Here is a 19934-nt window from a genome sequence, read left to right as displayed (position 1 = left end):
GCTGCTTCATTGGGTGAGTACGAATTGCGCGCGGGGGCATCCTGGGACATGCCCGTCATCGCCACGTTGCCCAAGGGTTTGACCGAAGTTTCCCTGGTCAACGCAACTTATTGGATCAACTCGTACACCTTTCATGCAGTTCGCCGAGTCCGGCGAAAGATGATTGTAAAATTCGGAAGCCCTGGTTCCCGGCAAGCAAATCAGACAACACCACGAAACCCGATTTTCTGGCTGCGGCGAAAAAAGCAATCGAACAACTCGGCGTGAATGCGGACCGTGCGGAGTTACTCCGATGCGCGGATCGCACTCTCGAAAAAAGTCGCCGCTAGCCTGTGGATATCCGAGAATTAAGGGCACAAAACCGGGCCAAATGTCCGGCAATGTATCTGCGTCCAGTAATTAAGGACACAATGACAGCAGGTATATGTAAAACCGGCGACAAATGATGTCGCGCGTGCGTTGTACAAACTATCAGCGTCCAGGCTTATTGGCGGATCAATGGCGTTTTGAGGCGGGCTTACGGCTTTTTTTAGCTCGGTGTTGCCCAGTATTCGGTTACCAAATTTCTGAACTGTTTGTTTGTATGGCTGCCAATCCATTCGATGAAGGCGGCTGTTCTCGGATCATGTTGGTCCTTTACAACAGCAAACAGCCCGTCATCCAGAACCACCGGTTTGTCAAGCAGAGGTATCAATTGACCTTCTCGCATGAAATCTGTGGCTGTCCCTATCCAACCCAAGGCGACTCCGCGTCCGCTGAGAGCGGCCTGCATCATTAAGAGATGGTTGTCGAAAGTGGGCCCCGATAGCGGCCCGGTTTGCTTAACGTTGAAATAGGCAAACCACTGAGACCAGTCGTACCAGGACTTGTCATGAGAGTGTGCATGCAAAAGGTCTTGGTCAAGAAGGTCCGCCGGCGCGGAAACCTTGCCCGATCGCGCAACATACAAGGGCGATGCTACGGGAAGTATCTGTTCTCTGAACAGCAATTTAGACCGAAAGCCGGGCCAATGACCGCTGCCAAAGCGGATGGCCACGTCAACACCCGGATCTAGTGAAGACAGGCCGTGAAAGGCCGTGACCATATTGACCTGAATGTCCGGGTACGCTTCGTGAAACGCTTTGAGGCGGGGTAACAACCAGTAGTTCCCATAGGCCAGATTACAGGAAATCGTCAGGATGTTGTCTTGCTTGCGGTTTCGTAACGCCTGTGTGTCCGCTGAAAGCTGTGCAAGGCAGGACGAAAGAGATGTGACATATTCAGCTCCCTTCGGTGTCAGTGCTACCGGGCGGGCAGATCGGTCAAATAATCGGGTTTCCAGAAAGGTCTCGGCCAGTGTGACCGCGTGGCTGACAGCAGATTGACTGGTGTTCAAATCTTCACCCGCTCGGGTGAAGCTGCGCAGGCGTGCAACTGCTTCGACTGCCAGCAGAGCCTTGAGTGGTGGAATAGTCTTCCAATACTGCATCATGAATTTCTTTCATGCCATGATGATCCTGTTCCCTCTATCAATCATGCACTTTTTGCGCAGAAATCAAGGGAAATACACGAGCTTCAGCGCGAAGGCTGCCGCTCACATCATGATGTTAGGGAGGATGTCATGACCGAATTGGTTAACGTATCCGAAAGCGGCCATATTCTTGAGGTGGCGATGAACAGGCCACCGGTCAATGCGATCAATCTGGATCTCAGCGTTCAGATGTACGAGGCCTTCAAACGGCTGAATGACGACGACAGACTGCGCGTAGGCCTGCTGTCCAGCACGGGCAATGACAAGAACATCTTTTCGGCAGGTTGGGACCTCAAGGCTTTTGCCGTTGGTGAAAGCGCTGATGACGAGAACGGCTTCAACCTCGGACCCGGTGGGCTTGGGGGTCTGCCGGAGTTTTTCGACCTCTACAAACCTGTGGTCGTGGCGCTGGCAGGCGGCGCCATTGGCGGCGGGTTCGAACTTGCGATCGGCGGAGACGTAATCATCTGCGCCGAGGACGCCTATTTCTGGTTGCCCGAGATGCAGCGCGGCTTCCTGCCGGATGGTGGCGCGATCCAGAAGCTGCACCACCGCATCCCCTATAATGTCGCGATGGACCTGATCCTGACAGGTCGCAAGATGTATGCCGACGAGGCAAAGCACTGGGGTCTGGTGCGCGACGTGGTACCGGTAAGAGATCTGATGGATCACGCCCGTTCGGTGGCGGATACCATCGCACAGGGCGCGCCGCTGGTGGCGGGCGCGCTCAAAGAATACATGCGCAGATACGGGCACGCGTCGGTCGAAGACAGCCACGCCGCGGTCCGGCGGGCCTGGGTCGGCAAAAGCGATATGCCGCTCTATGAGCAGATGATCCAGTCGGACGATTTCACCGAAGGCTCGGTCGCGTTTGCGGAAAAACGCGATCCCGAGTTCAAGGGCTGAGACGATGGTGCACAGGCTTTCCCCCATGTTCGAGGCCCGCAGTATCGCGGTGATTGGCGCATCCGCGCGGGCGGGGTCTTTTGGTGAACGGCTGGCGCAATCGGCGCTGTCGGGTGGGTTCACAGGGCGGATCAGTTTTATCAACCCGCGCGGGAGTGAGATTCTGGGCCATCAGGCTCTGCCCTCGATCTGCGCGCTGGATTATGCGCCCGATCTGGCCGTTCTGGGCATCGGCGGTGCCAATCTGGAAACCGCGCTGGTGGATGCCATTGAGATGGGTGCCAAATCGGCGGTGATCTTCGATGTCTGCCACGGCGAGACCGCGAATGGCACACCGATCCTGACGCGGCTGAAGGACATTGCGCGCGAAGCCGATTTGCCGATCTGTGGCGGCTCGGGCATGGGTATTCTGAATATCCGAACCGGTCTGGTGGGCAGTTTCTATCCGGCAGATCACATGAAGCCCGGCGGTATTTCACTGATCGCGCATTCGGGCAGTGTGTTTACCGTTCTGGGCATGAACGACCCGCGTTTCCGCTTTGATCTGGTCGCCTCGCCGGGGCAAGAGATCGGGGCGACGGTCGATGAATATATCGCCTATGCCGCCAGCCGCGACTCTACCCGCGCGATTGCTGTTTTCATGGAAAGCGCGCGCAATCCCGAAGGTCTGGTCGACGCCCTGAAACTGGCGCGTGATGCGGGCAAGCCGGTTGTGGTCTGTAAGGTGGGCCGGACCGAGGAAAGCGCCCGGCTGGCGCGATCCCACACCGGGGCGCTGGCGGGCAGCCATGCCGCCTATGAGGCCGTGTTCGAGGAATGCGGTGCCATTTCGGTCAGCAGCGTCGATGCGTTGATGAACACCGCGCTGTTGTGCTCGACCGGCCGCATTCCCGTCCCCGGGGGCGCGGGATTGGCCAATGACAGCGGCGGCCTGCGTGAGATGCAAGTGGATCTGGCTGCCGAGATAGGCGCGCCACTGGCTGTGCTGAGCGCGCAGACCAAAGCCGCACTGCGCGACGCCCTACCGCCCGAGCTTGACCCCTCGAACCCGCTGGATTGCGCCGCCGACCTGACGGATGAATTCCCCAAGGTATTCGACCGGGGCCTCGACATTCTGGCCAAAGCGCCCGAAGTGTCGATGCTGGGGTTCGAAACTGACCTGCGCGATGACTACATCTATGAGCCGGGGCTGCTGGAACACGCCAAACGCCTGCCCGAGCGGACGGACAAGCCGGTATTCTGCTACGCAAGCTTTGGTCAGACCCACAACCGGGGTTTGGGCGAGCAATTGGCCGAATTGGGCGTACCCTGCCTCAACGGGGCCGAAATCACGATGCAGGCCCTGCGCGATTTTCAGGGTTGGGCCGATCGGCTGCGCGCGGCGTCTGAACCCGCGCCCGGGTTGCGCCCGGCCCCTGTGCTGCACGCGCAACTGGACGAAGCGGCTAGCCTCGAGGTGCTGTCGGGCTTTGGTGTTGTCGCGGCACTCAGCCGAGTCTGCAACAATTCGGATGAGGTTCAGGATGCGGGCCGTGCGCTTGGTTTTCCGGTGGTACTCAAGACTGCCGAGGCTGGGATCGACCACAAAAGCGATATGGGCGGTGTAGTGCTGAACTTGGGCGATGCGGTTGCGTTGCACGCGGCCTATGGTGCCTTGTCAGAACGGCTGGGACCTCGGGTCGTGGTGCAGAAACAAGCGGAAAAGGGCGCCGAGCTTGCCTTTGGCTGTGTCATGGACCCGGATTTCGGACCTCTGGTCATGGTCGCACCGGGCGGAACTCTGGTCGAGCTGTTCAACGAACGGCAATTCGCCCGCGCGCCGTTTGGTCCCGCGCAGGCCGAAAAGATGATCCGCCGCCTGACGGTATCGCGGCTGATCGACGGTGTGCGCGGGGATGCACCACGCGACATGGATGCTGCGGCAGCGGCGCTAAGCGCGTTTTCCGTTGCTTGCGCCAGTATGAAGGACCAGATTGCCGAGATTGACGTAAACCCGGTGATGGTCACCGAAGACGGGGCCATGGCGGTGGACGCGCTGATCGTGACAGCACATGGCGTGGCGCAGGAGGCTGCCGAATGAAGGTTGCCATCCTTGGTGGTGGCGTCATCGGTGGTGGCTGGGCGGCGCGGTTCTTGCTCAATGGCCATGACGTTGCCGTTTATGACCCTGCACCAGAGGCGCAAGCCAAACTGAGCGCCGTGCTGGACAATGCCCGCGCCAGCCTGCCTGTGCTCTATGACCGGCCCTTGCCGCCCGAGGGACAACTGTCTTTCACCACTGATCTGGCCGAGGCTGTGACGGGTGCTGATTGGGTGCAGGAAAGCGCGCCGGAACGGCTTGAGATCAAACAGGCGCTTTATGCCCAGATCGAGCCGCATCTGGGGCCGGACGCCGTTCTGGCCTCGTCAACTTCGGGCTACAAGCCCAGCCAGTTGCAGGCGCTTCTGACCCGGCCCGAGCGTCTGATCGTCGCCCATCCGTTCAACCCCGTCTATCTGGTGCCACTGGTCGAGATCGTGGGGTCCGACGTAACACACGACGCGCTGAAAACCCGTGCCGCTGACATCCTGCGCGGGATCGGGATGCATCCGTTGGTGATGCAGGCCGAAATCGACGGCTTCATCGGCAATCGCCTGCAAGAGGCGATGTGGCGTGAAACGTTGTGGATGGTGAAGGATGGCGTTGCCACCACGCAGGAAATTGATGAGGCCATCCTGTACGGCTTTGGCCTGCGTCTGGCGCAAATGGGTCAGTTCGATACGTTCCGTCTGGCCGGGGGCGAGGCCGGGATGCGCCATTTTCTGGCGCAGTTCGGGCCATCCCTGCAGGAGCCACTGACACATCTGATGGACGTGCCTGACCTTGATGACGCGCTGGTTGACCGGATTGCCGCGCAATCGGATGCGCAATCGAGGCACCTGAGTATCCGCGACATGGAACGCGCGCGCGATGCCAATCTGGTGGCGCTGATCCGTGCGCTTAAACTGCGCAACACCGGTGCCGGTCGCACCATCCGTGAGCAGGAATCCACACTGACGATCCCGCAATCTGGCAACCTGCCGGTGACGGCCAAACGGGTGATCCCTTCAAGCTGGACCGATTCCAACGGTCACATGAACGAAACACATTATGTCGAGGCCGCCTCCAACGCGGCCGACGCGCTGACGCGAAGCTGTGGGGTGACGGCGGAGTATATTGCGAACGGCAACAGCCATTTCACCGCCGAAACCCATGTGCGTTATCTGGCGGAACTGCATGAAGGCGACGAGATCACCGTCGAAACGCAGGTTCTGTTGGGACGTGGCAAGAAAACACATCTGTTCCACCGGTTCTACGACCCCGAACGCGTCTTGGCCGCGACGGTCGAGATGATGATCCTGCATGTTGACCTTGACACCCGGCGTGTGGCCGAACCCCTTCCGCATGTGGCGCAGGCCCTTGCCCGGCTTGAAGCCGCACATGCCCATTTGCCCCGCCCCGATGGCGCGGGTGCCTCGATCCGCCCCTCAAAATAAGAGCCGCAAGCGATGAGCCAGCCCCAGTTTCCCAACCTCTTTTCGCCCGTCACGCTTGGCAACCTGACCCTGCGCAACCGCATTGTCTCGACCGGGCACGAGACGCATCTGAACGAAAACGGCAAGATCGGCGACCGGATGATCGCCTATCACGAAGCCCGCGCAAAAGGCGGGGCAGGGCTGATCGTCGTCGAAGTTGCGCTGACCCATCCCAGCGCAGTGTTCGTGGCCGATCCGATCCGGGTGGATACCGATGCGTGTATCCCCGGCTATCGCCGGTTGGCCGAAACCATCCATCAGCATGATTGCGGCCTGATCGCGCAGCTGTTCCATCCGGGGCGCGAGATGCTGGCCTCGGAAGACGGCACTGCACCGGTGTCCTACAGCGCGTCCGCCACACCCAACGAGCGGTTCCACGTTATGCCGCGCCCAATGACGTCCGAGATGATCGCCGAGGTCATTTCCTCATATGGCGACGCCGCGCGGCGTATGGCCGAGGCGGGGTTGGACGGGGTCGAGATTGTCGCCTCGCACGGCTATCTACCCGCGCAGTTCCTCAACGCCCATGTCAACCGGCGCGTGGATGAGTATGGCGGCTCGCTTGAAAACCGCGCGCGCTTTATCCGCGACATCGCTGCCGATATTCGCGCCAAAACTGGAGAGGGGTTTGTCATTGGCCTGCGCATCTCGGGCGATGAACGCAGCCATGAGGGGTTGGAGCAATCCGACATTCTGGACGCCTGCGCGCTGATCGCCGGGGACGGCTCGTTGAATTATCTCAGCGTCGTCGCCGGGTCGTCGGCCACGCTGGCCGGTTCCATTCACATCGCCCCGCCCATGTTTGAAGAGTCCGGATATACCGCGCCGCTGGGGCAGGAGGTCCGGGCGCGCACCGGACTTACGACCATCGTGACCGGCCGGGTGAACCAGCCGCAAGAGGCCGAGCGGATCATCGCGGCAGGTCAGGCCGATCTGTGCGGGATGACGCGCGCCATGATTTGCGACCCCGAGATCGGCAACAAAGCCAATTCGGGCCGTGTCGACAACATCCGAGCCTGCATCGGCTGTAATCAGGCCTGTATCGGGCATTTCCACGATGGATATCCGATCTCGTGCATCCAGAACCCGATCAGCGGACGCGAATTGCGTTTTGGCCAGCTTTCCCCGGCCGCGCAGCCGCGCCGGATCATGGTGATCGGCGGCGGCCCGGGCGGCATGAAGGCTGCGGCGGTGGCTGCGGCGCGCGGGCACAAGGTGACTCTGTTCGAACGTGACAGCCAGTTGGGCGGTCAGGCACGGCTGGCTCAGCTGTTGCCTCATCGCGCCGAGTTTGGCGGTATCATCACCAACCTCGCGCGTGAGATGGAACTGGCGGGAGTGGATGTTCGTACCGGAATGTCCTTCGACCGCGCGCTGATCGAGGACCATGCCCCGGATGAGATCATCATCGCCACCGGCGCAACGCCCCGCTGGCCCGAATTCGAAGGGCGGGACGAGGCGCATGTGGTCGATGCCTGGCAGGTACTGCGTGGCGAGGCCAAAACCGGCAAGTCCGTTCTGGTGGCCGATTGGCGGGCAGACTGGATCGGGATCGGTGTGGCCGAAATGCTGGCGCAGAACGGCCACCATGTCCGGCTGGCGGTGAACGGCTATATGCCAGGGCAGACCATCCAGATGTATGTGCGCGACGCCAGCATCGGACGGCTGCACGGTCTGGGGGTCGAGGTGCTGCCCTATATGCGCCTGTTCGGGGCCGATGAGGACAGTGTCTATCTACAGCATATCATGAGCAATGAGGCGGTGATCTGCGATGATGTGGACACTTTGGTGTTGTGTCAGGGCCATACCCCGTCAAACGCGGTCGAGGGGTTTGTGCGTCAGTTGGGTATCCCTCACCAGCTGGTAGGAGATTGCATATCCCCGCGCACTGCCGAAGAAGCCGTTCTGGAGGGGTTATTGGCTGGAAAAGAAGTATGACCAGCTTAAGCGAGGGGTGAATAGGCAGAGGAATCCGTCAAAGAAGGAGATGCCGAAAGTGTGCAACAAGGGTCTCCTCTCGACTTCAGCAGTTTTAGAGACCTGTCAGATATTGCGACAAAGCCTTGATCTCCTGCGCAAGTGGTCGATCGCATTCAAGAGACGGTGAAACATCCCGCACGCGCGCGATTATGTGTTGAAGGAACTCGCCCATCTGATCACAAGTATTCCGCAGTTCTACTGCCTGGCAAGCGATAAGCAATTCGATTGCCGCCAGGCTCAAAATGTTATCGACAATTCGGTCCAATGCGGCGACAGCAGTGGGGGAACCTGTCAGGCAATCCTCCACCCCGTTGGCATTCACGCTTGGCCAAATCGGCGCCGGTTGTGCGCTATGCGCGATTTCAGACACCAGAGCCTCGGCGACTTTCATGACCGGGGCGAACCCGTTAGACGAACTGTTCGGCATGGCAAGGAAGTTGGGCAAACCGCTGAATTCTGGATTCAGGAGCTTGGACATTCGTGCCAATTGCGCCATCGCCAAAGGCACGAAGGATCGGCCCAGTGTTTCTGTCACCCTGGTGATGTCAGAAGAGAAATAGGCGCCGCAGGATACCAACCTTTTGCTGTCCGCAAGTGCAACCGGATTGTCGCTGGAACTGTTGATTTCAACCTGTAGACATCCAAGGGCCTGATCCAGTGCAGTGCGTGCCGAGCCGTGGATCTGCACAACATTGCGGAACGACAATGGATCCTGCAAGCGTCGGGCTCGTTCGGGATTCATTAGATCGCTTCCGGCCAACCTCCTGCGCAGGCCCTCACCAACTTCAAGATGACCAGCATGAGGTTTGATGGCCAGAATACTCGCGCTCAAAGGGCCGGTATTGGCCCGGAACCCTTCCATAGACATGGCTGCGGACGTCTGAGCGGCTTCGAATGCGGCGATAGCTTTTGACACGGACAGCGCCGCCATTCCGACAACCATGCAAGAGTGATTAGCAAGCGCCAAGCCTTCGCGCGGTGCAAGCTTCAATGGCGCTATACCATGCGACCGCATGACCTCGGCGCTCGCTCCTGTGCTTCCGTCAGGTCCGCGCATTTCTCCTTCGCCAATCAGCGCCAGCCCGATTGTGGCATTCAGTACCAAATCCGCCGCGCCGATGGATCCAAGAGAACCCACCATCGGAACCAGACCGGCGTTCAGACAGCCTGCTATGTGCCGGGCGACCTCGGGCCGGGCCGCGCTGTATCCGTCAAGCATCGTGTTCAACCGAATGATCAGCCCTGCCCTGACCGTTTCGGGCGGCATCGGTGGACCAATCGCATGAGCCCGACCCCGCAGCGTCTGCACCGAGAAATCAGACAAGACCTCGGCATCAAGCACTTCGGTGGCCCGCGCGCCAAGGCCGGTTGTCACCCCATAAACCGGAGCTTTTTCAGCGATAGCCCTCTCGACCAGAGCATGTGTCCGGGCCATCTTGCGCAGCCCTTTTGAGCTCAGCTCCAGTCGCCAGTTCTCGCGCGCAGCCCGAACAAGCGCCTCGACCGTCAGCGGAGCGTTATCGAGCCGCAGAGTGTGCATGTCAGGCATCCCGGTATAGAAGGTTCTGCACGATCCCAAGCTCTCGGGCGCGCTCCAGTATCTTTGCGCCAAGGGCTATATCGCTTGTCGACATACCGCGATGCCAAAACAGAATGGTTTCATCATCTGCTTCGCGTCCCGGTTTCAGACCTGCGGCAATCTCGCCAATCTCGGCGTAGAACGAGTCCTCACTGACAAGTCCCGCATCGATATGTGGCCTGAGGGCACCCAGATGACCGGCACGCATTTGTCCAAGGTCGTCCATAACGAGCTTGTCGAAATTTTCGATGAAATCCATAGGCAATGTGCTCATGGTACCGTAAGGAACCACGAAGGCGCCCTTTTTGACCCAGGACCGGTCAAAGAGTGGTGTCGGCGTTGCCAGGCGGGTTGCTTCAACCAGAATGTCCGCGCCTTCCAGGCAACTTTGCCAGTCGTTGGTCACGATCACGTCTTTGCCCAAATCTTGGCGTAACCGCTCCCCAAACGTGTCCCGGCTTTCCGGGCGCCGTGAGTGTACCCGAATTTCTTCGAAGTCGAACAGATGGTCCAGTAACCGCACATTCCAATAAGACGTGCCGCGTGCCCCAACGTGACCTAGAACTTTTGGCTTTCGGGGACCCAGCCATTGCGCCCCTAACGCGGTCAACGCGCCCGTTCTCATGTCAGTAATGCCCGCCGCGTCGATTACAGCGCGCGGCGCTCCGGTACGGGGGCAGAACAGGTTCAGTAGCGCTAATTCGGATGGCAAGCCGTGTTTATAGTTGTCGACAAAATCCCCAACAATCTTGACCCCGGCATAGTCCAGAGGTTCGACATACCCACGCAAAACATTGAAGTGCCCGTTAAAGGCCGGATCAGGTGTCAGGTGCATGCGCGGCTCGATCACGGTCTTGTTTCGACCAGCGGCAATCAGAGTCTGCTTGACCGCGTCCAGTATGTCGTCATTGCTGAGAGCCACCCGGTCAACTTCCGGTTGGCCCAGATACTCGATTTCTATACGAGCCATGTTCGCCATTCCCTTTTTTCTACATGATGACGTTTCTGTGGTGTCGTTACAGACTAAAAAATGTGAGACTTGCTTCAGATTTTCTAATTCAGAAAGGGTCAACGTGATGCGCCTCCCTCCGTTAAATGCGCTCAAGGCCTTCGAAGCAGCGGTGCGGTTAGGAGGGTTCACTCAAGCCGCGGCCGAGTTGGGGGTGACACCTGCTGCGGTAAGCATGCAAGTGAAAAACGCCGAAGGATTTCTGGGCAAAACGCTCTTTCTCAGACAGAACAACCGCCTGCTGCTGACCGACGCCGGGCGAACGTATTACCCGGCAATTTCCGAAGCTCTAGCCGCGATATCTGCCGCAACAGAAAAGCTGATGGAAATTGATGCCCGTTCTGGGATCGCAGTCAGTACGATCCAGTCTTTGGCAGAAAATTGGGTGGCACCGGCAGTTTCGCGCTTTCGAGCCAAGTTTCCCAAAACCGGTATTGAGCTTCGAATCGAAGCGGATCCAATCGATTTGCGGGACACGCGCACCGATCTCCGGATCACATATGAAAGCCACCTCTATCCGCATCACAATCACGTGCCGCTGTTCAAGGACGTAGCTTATCCGTTCTGTACGCAGGAGTTTTATGACAATCTCATCGCGGGATCAGGAATTGCAAACCTGCCCGATCATCTGTTGATCCATACCGATTGGGGAGAGCAATATGCGTCGCACCCATCATGGGCCAACTGGTTTCGTACTGCTCAGATCGCAAGGACGCCAGGCATGCGAAACGGTTTGCGCGTGGGCGGGTCCGCAATTGCCTTTGCGCTGGCAAAACAGGGGGCGGGCATCGCGCTTGTTCCTCGGATGCTTATTGACGCGAGACGGATCGGGGATGAAAGCTACCATATTGGTGAGCCCGGGCTGCCGATGCCATATTCCTACTTCGCTATTTTTTCTGAAAACTCGCCGCAGGCGAGTGACACGGGTAGGAATCCGGCCTTTCGGGCATTTCTTGATGAACTCGTCCCGAGTTCCGACGCGGCAATTTGATCGCGTGCTGAAACGTTGGATTTAGAGAATTTTTTGGAACACACAAATACCTGAGAAGAGTTGTTGTTTATGCTCTGCAACTCATTTCAGAATGATAGAATCCGGCATTAAAAAGAATTTGTTGCCCATCGCCAGAATTTCTTTCCCACCTTCCTGCCGCGATTACAACATAGTTTGATTGAATTCCGACGGCAGGGGCTGCTTATGACCAAGTTGAATCTAATTGGCGGTGAATGGGTGGTTGCCCAATCCGAAACCGAGAATCGCAGCCCCGCAAATCCCAGCGATCAGATCGGGCTGTTTGCGCGGGGTGATGCTCAAACTGTGGATCAGGCTGTTCAATCCGCCGCGCAGGCCTTTCCGGGCTGGGCGGCAGCTTCGCCTCAGCGCCGCGCCGATATTCTGGATCGTGTCGGCAGCGCCATCCTGTCCCGCAGCGCCGAGATCGGACGCATTCTTTCGCGGGAAGAGGGCAAGACGCTGGCCGAGGCAACGGGTGACCAAATCGAAACCACGATAGTCAGATGTCTGGCCCGGTGTGATCTCGGTCCTCATAGGCAAGTCGTGTGCGTTTACGAGAAGGCGGATTTTGGTCGTGAAGCCACCTCTCGAACGGCCAAAACCCTGTCGCGGAGTCCCCCTTTTGCACCCGCTGCCTGATGATAGGCGCGGATTACGGTGCTATCGATCATTTGCAGGGCGTCTGGCACTGCTCCACTTCGGTTCAAGGCGTCCATAATCTCTTCCCATAACCCCGCCAGTGTCCAGCACCGGAACTGTTGGTAGACGCTGAACCACTTGCCGAACTCTTCCGGCAGGTCGCGCCATGGAGCCCCTGTCCAGGCAATCCAAAAAATCCCGTCAAGAACAAGGCGGTGGTTGGACGGCTTGCGTCCATTCGGGGCGCGGACAGCCAGGATGAACCGCTCAAAGAACGTCCATTCCTCGTTCGACATCAGGTCTCGTGCCAAGCTGGTCTCCATCGTAGATACCAGCTTGAATCATGCCCGCCGACAGGTGTGAATCCCTTTTGTCAACACGGCCTAGGGGTTGGATTAGAAGCAGTCACTTTCCATTCTGGTTCTGTCCAAATGACTTTTCGACGCGGGGAAACCGGACTGCGTCTGGATGTGCCTGCACTTGTGCCAGAGGTGATCGACGCCCCCACGGGCCTGATCGAAGCACTTGGGGAGAAACCCTCGAAATTACTGGCCGCAAAGCATTATCTGGCGTTTTTGACAGCGAAGATGACATTCTGAGCTGCACTCCAGACTTTGCTGCTCTGGCAAAATTACCATTGCCCGCAGTCATCATAACCGCGCAAGGTTCAGGAGAGTTTGATTTCGTTTCTCGGTTCTTTGCCCCGGCGAATGGCGTACCAGAAGATTCCGTTTCTGGGGTGTCGCATTGCTGCCTGACACCATATTGGTCAGAGATATTAGAGAAAAAACGGCTTGTCACGTTAACCACCATTTGGTTGCTCTTGCCTGGATTAGGATGTAGGTGGCGTCGATGAATTCATCGCCTATCAGCTACAAGCGTCACCGATTTCCCCTCAGATCATCGCCCATGCAGTGTGGTTGTACGCCCGTTTCATTCTAAGCCTACGCGAAGTTGAAGAGATGCTGCTGCAGCGTGGGATCGACGCATCTTACGAGACTGTCCGGCGTTGGGTCATCAAGTTCGGGCCACAGATCGCTCGCAAATTTCGACAGCGACAGGACCGTCCCGGCGATATCTGGCATCTCGATGAGGTTGTCGTGAGAATTTCTGATCGCAAGTATTGGCTTTGGCGCAGTCGATCAGCATGGTGTCGTGCTGGACGAAATACTCCAACCGAATCGGGACAAACGAGCCGCAAAACGGCTGTTGCGCCGCCTGATAAAACGTCTTGGTTTCATTCCTAAGCTGATCATCACGGACAAACTGCGCTCATGTGGCACCGCCAAGCGGGAGATCGCGCCGGGTCTGGATCACTGGTCGCACAAGGGCCTCAACCACCGCGCCGAAAACAGCCATCTACCGTTACGAAAGCGAGAACGGACGATGCAGAACCATCGGTCTCCAGGAGAATTACAGCGGTTCGTGGCAACCCATTCAGCCGTTCGGAATCGTTTCAGCGCCCCCCCTCGTCGCCGCTCTGCCTTAACAATCTGATATCACCGGCTTGAGGCCTTTGACGCCAGGAATGTCGCCACTCGAGCAGCTTGAAACCTGAGCATCAGCATTTCTTGGTGGGTTCGAAGTTGAAGTGACAACACCGGTCTGAAAGCTGTCTGATGTCAGAAGCAATTGGACAATTCAGGGTGTTGCGCAGCAGCGGATCTCCGGCTCATCGTAGACTTCAAGGATCGAAGATGAGACGGAAACTATCGTTACCAATGCCGGTTAATGCAACAGTGCCAAGGGACCCTTCACAATTGAGCAGCCGTTAACTGCGCGTCAGGCACCAGTCACGAAGTGACTCGGCGTCATCCGGCAGCGAAATGGCAAGACCGTCAGCGAAGGCTTGAAACTGTGAAATGGATGCAGGCCCCACGCCAACCAGCACTGGAACACCGTGTTCCAGGGCCTTCCCCATCACCGAGCGGAATCCACGGCCAGCGCATTCCTCGGGGCCGAACTTATTCAGTATGAACAGATCGGCGTTCTCGAAATTGCTTTGCTCCACCTGCGCCACGGCTTCAGCAAGCGCACTGGGATCCAATCTACACGCCTCCGAGCCAACGCCCAGGTTCTGCGTAATCTTGATGACCGCTCCATCTGGCAGTACTCGCACGCTCATATCGCACCCATCCTGATAAACGGGTGAATGGCTTGCCTCCTTCACGATTCCGCGAAGATCAAACCCTTTGTTGTGCAGCTCATCGGCCAGTTCCGACAACAATCTGTCGGCTTCGCCCCGTTTTTGCGACGAGACGTATGCAATTTTCATCCCTCTTTCCTTTCAGTATACGCCGCACTCACCTTTGTCTGATGCCTGCGGCCGCTCAAAACTGGGCGCCGTGGTGTTCCTCTGAGAGCAGGCATAAATCCGATCAGGAAAGCAGTCCAGCCAAGGCACCACAGCACAGCGGCACAGAGTACGAGAGGATGACCCGGAAAAACCGGTGCCGCAATGCGAATGCAGGTTGCAATCCAGATCGTCAAAACGCCAATGATAAACCCCCAATTGGCCCTCAAACCACCTTCGGCAGCATGCGCTGCCGCCCGGCCTGCGATCGCCATGATCATTCCGGCCATTCCGCCGATTGTGATGGCATGCAAGGCGTCCGCCCTAGGATAGAACGACGGAGCAAACCCCGATATACCCACGGCGATCAAACCAAAGGGAACCCAGAAAAAGGCAAGGTGCAGTGCCACAAGCAAAGGGTTACGGATGATCGCTGGCGTCCGCCATTTTAGCATGGACCACAATACAGCCAATGCCGCACAAATCATCGCGAGATATGCCAACTGTAACGCGCCCATTAGCCTGGCCGCTATGGCCAAACCTAACAGAACCTGCGGCACGACCAACGACCAAGTGCTCGGGGCTAAAGGCTCGGCGCTGTCGTGGAAAGTAAGCCAATTGCCTGTGAAAGCCGGAATTGCGCGCAACCCGATGTTAATCATCAGCATTGAGAAACCAAGCAGAAATACATCAACCATTTCCAGGCTTCTTGACGGGGACCCCTTCAGCGTTGCGGTCAAAAACAGGAATTCACCGATACCAAGCCCTATTATTGCACACACAAAGCCAAACTTTTGATAGATGCCCGCCAACAGAAGTTGAGTTCCGATTACTACCGCCAACAGAACAAAATACCCGGCGTTTAAGACGACGAGCAGCCCAGAAGGCACGAAATCCGCCAGCGCCATAGCAACACGAGCAAGGGCCCACAACACCAGCAATGTGATCAGTACTCCACCCTGCACCGGCGGTCGGCCTGTCCAGCTTGGCAATGCCGTCAGCAGATACCCACCAATCGCCGCGCCAACAAAGCCAAATATCAGCTCGTGAACGTGCCAGACAATTGCAGGCTCAAACGCAGGACCAAAACCATCAATCCATGCGCTCAGGGGCCAGAGGACAATCGTGAAAAGCGCGCAAAGAAATGCCGCGGGAAACAGCACACGGTATGGGACGATCTTGCGCAAAATAGGTCAAAGAGGGCGACAGATGCAAAAGCGGGGCGACCCGCAGCGCACCCTTCACGCGGCAGAGTAAAGCATAATAGAGTTTTGAGGGTTCGACAAACAGACCTCCTGCTTTTTTCGCAAGGTTTACTACACGCGTTTTCTTAAACTTCCTTTGGCGCGAAGGAATTGACCGTTGTCAATCTGCCGCCGCATTTGCGTTGTTGCCGTGGAGAAAAATCCGGAGCGCAGCGTGCAGCATGGCCGATCTCGCCTGATGCAGTCGGCGAAATGGCGGTCAAAGCAGTTAATCTGCTGCCGGACGGTTTCCCGGCTGTTCGAAACTACTCGGTTGGCGAGCAGATCTTCAATACCAGCAATGCTGAGCGCAAAGTGCGACCTCAACCCACCGCAGAATTTGCGGACGAAGCGAACGACAGGAATGCGGGCTGTAACTGTGGCATTCGTGCCATGCGCTGGATGGCGGCTCTGGGCCGTGATCGGTCGCAATAAACGACACTTGTTCTTGTGGGAAATCCAAGTTTTTGCGTGAGCTATTAGCTCACGGGCGACAGTGAAATCTAGCGACTGCGAGAACATCTAACGGCGTAGTTTACCTGCGTACGGGCTGCTTCAAGGGCGGCATAAAACATGACAACCAACGCAAATTCCGGTTAGTGTTATGTATTATTGTGCTTCCACCCGCCCGCTTAACCACTGCGCAGGAGATTGGATTTGCAAGATTTGGAAAGCTGGCTGGCCGAACTTGGGTTGGAAAAATACTCCGAAGTATTTGCGAAAGCTGAGATTGATTTTGAGGTTCTGCCAAGCCTGGATAAAGACGATTTGATAGAACTTGGGCTACCGATTGGTCCTCGCCGCAAAATCATGAAAGCGGTCTCTCAAATTCAACGACATGGCGGTGGTCCTGGGAATTCTGCCGCTGATGCAAAGACCATTGAAACAACGGACTCGTCACCCGCTTCTTTCAACGATGCTGAGCGTCGCCATCTGACGGTGATGTTTGTCGACCTGGTCGGTTCAACCGAGATAGCCGAACGTGCCGATCCGGAGGACATGCGTAACGTCATTACAAATTACCAGAACACCGTGGCCGGAGTTGTTGGGCGGCATGAAGGGTTCGTCGCCAAGTTCATGGGTGACGGAGTGTTGAACTATTTTGGCTGGCCCAGGGCAAATGAAGATGACGCGGAACGGGCCGTGCGTGCTGGCCTTGAAATCATAGATGTTGTTCGGAAAACAAAGGCACCTGACGGTACTGCTCTGGCCACTCGTGTAGGTATGGCCACCGGAGTCGTGATTGTCGGTGATCTCGTGGGCAGCGGTGCAGCGCAGGAAGCAGCTGTAGTCGGAGAAACGCCAAATCTGGCGGCGCGGTTGCAAATTGTCGCGCGCCCCAATCAGCTAGTGATGCCGTACGAAACCCGGAGGTTGCTGGGTCGTTCGTTCAAAGTGAATTCCATCGGTGAACAGACGTTGAAAGGTGTCGGCGCTCCGGTCGAGGCATTTGTTGCCGAAGGCGAGACTGCCGTCGAAAGCCGCTTTGCGGCGCGCCGGTCCGGGATTCTGACACCTATCGTCGGACGGGAACACGAGATCGAACTGGTGCTTGACCGTTGGAAGCTGGCGCGTGTTGGTCAAGGGCAAATGGTCGTTGTCAGCGGCGAGGCCGGTATTGGAAAATCGCGCATCGCGCGGGCCGTAGTCGACCGCATTGCGCAGGACGATCAAACCCGCATCACTTATCAATGCTCACCGTACCATACCGATAGCGCATTTTATCCCATCATTCAGCAGTTGACCTTTGCTACCGGTATTGCGCCGACGGACACCCCGGACGAGCGAATGGATAAGTTGGAGGCGCTGATCGATGCGGATCACGACACCCTGAGACTTGTTGCACCGATGCTGGGGTTGGAAGGCAGTGGGCGGTATGGCGCGCTGAGCCTGACGCCAGCGCAGTTGCGTGCGCAAACCATGCAGGCGTTGATCCATTTACTGGAGCAACAAGCCTCTGAGAAACCCGTTCTGTTGATTTACGAGGATTTGCACTGGATCGACCCGACTTCACTTGAACTGCTCGATCTCATTCTGGACTCGATCACCGATAAACCGGTTATGGTCCTTGCCACGACGCGGCCAAGTTTTGAGCATGGTTTTGGCGGGCATCCTATTGTGACACGATTTGCGCTCAACAGGCTGGGCAACGAACAAATCAGGGCCATCATAGGAAAGCTGACAGATGGCAAATCGATGCCGCCCGAGATTATTGAGATTATCGCGCAACGTACGGATGGCGTGCCACTGTTTGTTGAAGAGCTGACCAAGACAATCCTCGAATCCGGGGCGCTCAAAGAGATCAAGGGCGAGCTTGTTGCTGACGGTCCAATTAGCGCAATCGCTATTCCAACCACTTTGCATGACAGTCTGATGGCACGCCTTGATCGGTTGCAACCGATCAAGGATGTGGCGCAGACCGCCGCCTGCATCGGGCGGGAGTTCAATCATCGTCTTCTAGCCGATGTATGCCACCTGTCCGAGGCTGAACTTGGGGCCGCTCTGGATGGATTGATCGCAGCCGAGTTGGTTTACCGGCGCGGATTGCCACCCGAGGCAACCTACATTTTTAAGCACGCGCTTGTGCGGGATGCCGCGTATGAGAGTCTGCTGAAGGAAAATCGACGGGCGATTCACACCCGCATCCTTGCAGTCCTTAAAACCGACCCGGATATTGCGCCAGAAGTCTTGGCAACCCACGCCGAGGCCGCGGGCGAAACTGACCGGGCGATCAGTCTGTGGGAAAGCGCAAGCAAAGTTGCCTTCGCCCGGCCCGCATTTGAAGAAGCGGTACGGCACCTTAGACGCGCTTTCGATTTGAACGGCGATATGGCGGATGCCGAAGAGCCGGAAGGCTTAAAGCGCGCCCTGAATCTACAGGTCCAGATCGCACCCATATTGCTGGCCATGCACGGCTATGCGGCAGATGAAACAACCCAAGCGTATCAAGTCGCCCTGTCACTGGCCGAGAAACTCGGAGATTCACCGCTTAGGTTTCCCGCACTCTACGGTTTGTGGGTTGGAAACCTGATGACCGGGCGACATCAGGAAGCTTTGAAAACCGCCCGTTATATCAAAAGCGAAGCCGAGTGTTCGGGGGTTCGCGTAAACAAAATGACCAGTCACCGTTTGGTGGGTGTTTCCTGTTGCATGCTAGGCAATTTCTCAAAGGCTCAGGCAGAGTTTGACCTGGCGCTGAGCCTTTATGACCCCGATGATAATGTTGGGTTCGAAAATCGTTTCGGACAAGACCCGGGTGTCGCCATTCGAGCTTACCAATCGTTGAATCTCTGGTGTTTGGGGCGAACGCAGGAATCTGAATACAAGGCAAAAACTGCTGAAGAGGCGGCGCTGAAGTCCGATCACGCAAACACGGTCGGGTATGTGCATGTGCATGTTGGATTGCGCGACTTACTGGATCGGGCGGACAAGTCCGCGCTCCGACACGCCTCAGCTCTTCGAGACATAAGTGACAAATTCGGGCTCAAACAAATGAGTGTTTATGCGGGCTCGATTGAGGCGCTGGCCGACGGAGTTGGTAGTGGCGAAGCGTGGGTTGAAAATTATGAAACGTTTGAAAAGGGTTACAGCCGATTAAACGCGCGTCTTTATCTGCCAATTTTCAAAAGTCTGGCTGCCTGGAAAGCGCTTCGCACAAACGAAATCAGCCTTTGTAAAACGTTTGCAGACCAAGCGCGGCTTGTTCTTGCGGAAACGCAGGAAAACTTCATCAAGAGTGATTTATTGCACCTTGAAGGTATGATTGCGCTGAAGATTGGTGAGCGCGAAGTGGCCGAGGAACGCCTCAAACAAGCTGTGGAAGTCGCCAGAGCACATCATGCAAAAAAATGGGAACTGCGTGCATCCATTAGTCTTTCAGCTCTGTGGAAGAAAAAAGGTTGGACCGAACAGGCAATCACCCTCCTTGAATCTGTCAGGAAAGACGTTGCAGATGGTGATAGTCCCGACGAGGTGGCAGCTGCCTGTAATTTGCTATCAGAAATATAACATTATCCAGCGGGTTGTGCTCTTCGCGGGCACTTGTTTCAGCTAGCTGAAAATCAAATGTATGCAAACGCGGATAGGCGATGTGATTGATGATGTGGCAATCAGCTACGCGGCGTGCGAGTTGACCATGCCACATTGAATAGGTGGGTTGTGAAATACTCGCCGATCGTCGCAGCTCGTGCGCAATCAAAGAAGCGTC

At 57.0% G+C, this 19934-nt stretch carries 14 protein-coding genes and 4 pseudogenes; 12 read left to right on the top strand and 6 right to left on the bottom strand.

Annotated elements, in window-relative coordinates:
• Positions 1 to 529 precede the first annotated feature (529 nt).
• Positions 530 to 1471, bottom strand: a complete 942-nt coding sequence (locus ACR0K5_RS24380) for a LysR substrate-binding domain-containing protein (protein WP_480632123.1) — start codon at positions 1469 to 1471, stop codon at positions 530 to 532.
• Between the two features lie 129 nt (positions 1472 to 1600).
• Between ACR0K5_RS24380 and ACR0K5_RS24375 the strand changes: the two genes are divergently transcribed.
• Genes ACR0K5_RS24375 through ACR0K5_RS24360 form a run of 4 tightly spaced genes read left to right on the top strand, consistent with a single transcriptional unit; the run spans position 1601 to position 7909 of the window.
• The gene (locus ACR0K5_RS24375) at positions 1601 to 2416 is read left to right on the top strand and encodes an enoyl-CoA hydratase-related protein (RefSeq protein ID WP_480632122.1); all 816 of its coding nucleotides are present in this window, start codon (positions 1601 to 1603) and stop codon (positions 2414 to 2416) included.
• A gap of 4 nt (positions 2417 to 2420) precedes the next feature.
• Positions 2421 to 4496, top strand: a complete 2076-nt coding sequence (locus ACR0K5_RS24370) for an acetate--CoA ligase family protein (protein WP_480632121.1) — start codon at positions 2421 to 2423, stop codon at positions 4494 to 4496.
• The gene (locus tag ACR0K5_RS24365; protein WP_480632120.1) at positions 4493 to 5932 is read left to right on the top strand and encodes a carnitine 3-dehydrogenase; all 1440 of its coding nucleotides are present in this window, start codon (positions 4493 to 4495) and stop codon (positions 5930 to 5932) included. The genes ACR0K5_RS24370 and ACR0K5_RS24365 overlap by 4 nt, the downstream gene beginning before the upstream one ends.
• 12 nt (positions 5933 to 5944) lie before the next feature.
• Entirely contained in the window at positions 5945 to 7909 is a 1965-nt protein-coding gene (locus ACR0K5_RS24360) for an oxidoreductase (protein WP_480632119.1), read from the top strand.
• Between the two features lie 94 nt (positions 7910 to 8003).
• On the opposite strand, the gene ACR0K5_RS24355 is transcribed toward ACR0K5_RS24360, so the two are convergent.
• Both ACR0K5_RS24355 and ACR0K5_RS24350 read right to left on the bottom strand, forming a co-directional pair.
• Positions 8004 to 9491 (bottom strand): HAL/PAL/TAL family ammonia-lyase, encoded by a 1488-nt coding sequence (locus ACR0K5_RS24355; RefSeq protein WP_480632118.1) that lies wholly within the window; start codon positions 9489 to 9491, stop codon positions 8004 to 8006.
• Position 9492: 1 nt separating this feature from the next.
• A complete protein-coding gene (locus ACR0K5_RS24350) occupies positions 9493 to 10500 on the bottom strand; it encodes an ornithine cyclodeaminase family protein (RefSeq protein WP_480632117.1) in 1008 nt (335 codons plus the stop codon).
• Between ACR0K5_RS24350 and ACR0K5_RS24345 the strand changes: the two genes are divergently transcribed.
• Together ACR0K5_RS24345 and ACR0K5_RS24340 are read left to right on the top strand one after the other, a co-directional pair.
• Positions 10499 to 11530 (top strand): LysR family transcriptional regulator, encoded by a 1032-nt coding sequence (locus ACR0K5_RS24345; RefSeq protein ID WP_480632116.1) that lies wholly within the window; start codon positions 10499 to 10501, stop codon positions 11528 to 11530. The genes ACR0K5_RS24350 and ACR0K5_RS24345 overlap by 2 nt on opposite strands.
• 204 nt (positions 11531 to 11734) lie before the next feature.
• Positions 11735 to 11989: pseudogene (locus ACR0K5_RS24340) on the top strand (aldehyde dehydrogenase family protein); the annotation flags it as partial.
• 39 nt (positions 11990 to 12028) lie between these two features.
• Here ACR0K5_RS24340 and ACR0K5_RS24335 read toward each other — a convergent pair.
• Positions 12029 to 12513 (bottom strand): annotated as a pseudogene (locus ACR0K5_RS24335) (IS5 family transposase); the annotation flags it as partial.
• A 108-nt stretch (positions 12514 to 12621) separates the two neighbouring features.
• Between ACR0K5_RS24335 and ACR0K5_RS24330 the strand changes: the two are divergent.
• From ACR0K5_RS24330 to ACR0K5_RS24320, 3 genes and pseudogenes are all read left to right on the top strand, one after another.
• A complete protein-coding gene (locus ACR0K5_RS24330; RefSeq protein WP_480632125.1) occupies positions 12622 to 12789 on the top strand; it encodes a hypothetical protein in 168 nt (55 codons plus the stop codon).
• Complete coding sequence (locus ACR0K5_RS24325; protein WP_480632124.1) at positions 12735 to 13046, top strand: PhzF family phenazine biosynthesis protein; 312 nt, start codon at positions 12735 to 12737, stop codon at positions 13044 to 13046. The genes ACR0K5_RS24330 and ACR0K5_RS24325 overlap by 55 nt, the downstream gene beginning before the upstream one ends.
• Before the next feature lie 4 nt (positions 13047 to 13050).
• Positions 13051 to 13687, top strand: a pseudogene (locus ACR0K5_RS24320) (IS6 family transposase).
• 274 nt (positions 13688 to 13961) lie between these two features.
• Here the strand turns inward: ACR0K5_RS24320 and ACR0K5_RS24315 are convergent.
• Together ACR0K5_RS24315 and ACR0K5_RS24310 are read right to left on the bottom strand one after the other, a co-directional pair.
• Positions 13962 to 14465 carry a DUF2478 domain-containing protein gene (locus ACR0K5_RS24315; protein ID WP_480632115.1) on the bottom strand — a complete coding sequence of 168 codons (504 nt, stop codon included), beginning with the start codon at positions 14463 to 14465 and terminating at the stop codon, positions 13962 to 13964.
• Positions 14462 to 15646 (bottom strand): NnrS family protein, encoded by a 1185-nt coding sequence (locus ACR0K5_RS24310; protein ID WP_480632114.1) that lies wholly within the window; start codon positions 15644 to 15646, stop codon positions 14462 to 14464. The genes ACR0K5_RS24315 and ACR0K5_RS24310 overlap by 4 nt, the downstream gene beginning before the upstream one ends.
• A 192-nt stretch (positions 15647 to 15838) precedes the next feature.
• On the opposite strand from ACR0K5_RS24310, the gene ACR0K5_RS24305 reads away from it, so the two are divergent.
• From ACR0K5_RS24305 to ACR0K5_RS24295, 3 genes and pseudogenes are all read left to right on the top strand, one after another.
• Entirely contained in the window at positions 15839 to 16162 is a 324-nt protein-coding gene (locus ACR0K5_RS24305) for a hypothetical protein (RefSeq protein ID WP_480632113.1), read from the top strand.
• Between the two features lie 222 nt (positions 16163 to 16384).
• Positions 16385 to 19735 carry an AAA family ATPase gene (locus tag ACR0K5_RS24300; protein WP_480632112.1) on the top strand — a complete coding sequence of 1117 codons (3351 nt, stop codon included), beginning with the start codon at positions 16385 to 16387 and terminating at the stop codon, positions 19733 to 19735.
• A 108-nt stretch (positions 19736 to 19843) separates the two neighbouring features.
• Positions 19844 to 19934 (top strand): annotated as a pseudogene (locus ACR0K5_RS24295) (IS6 family transposase); the annotation flags it as partial.

This window comes from Ruegeria sp. AB9 (assembly GCF_056542585.1).
This window is presented reverse-complemented; position numbering and strand designations above follow the sequence as displayed.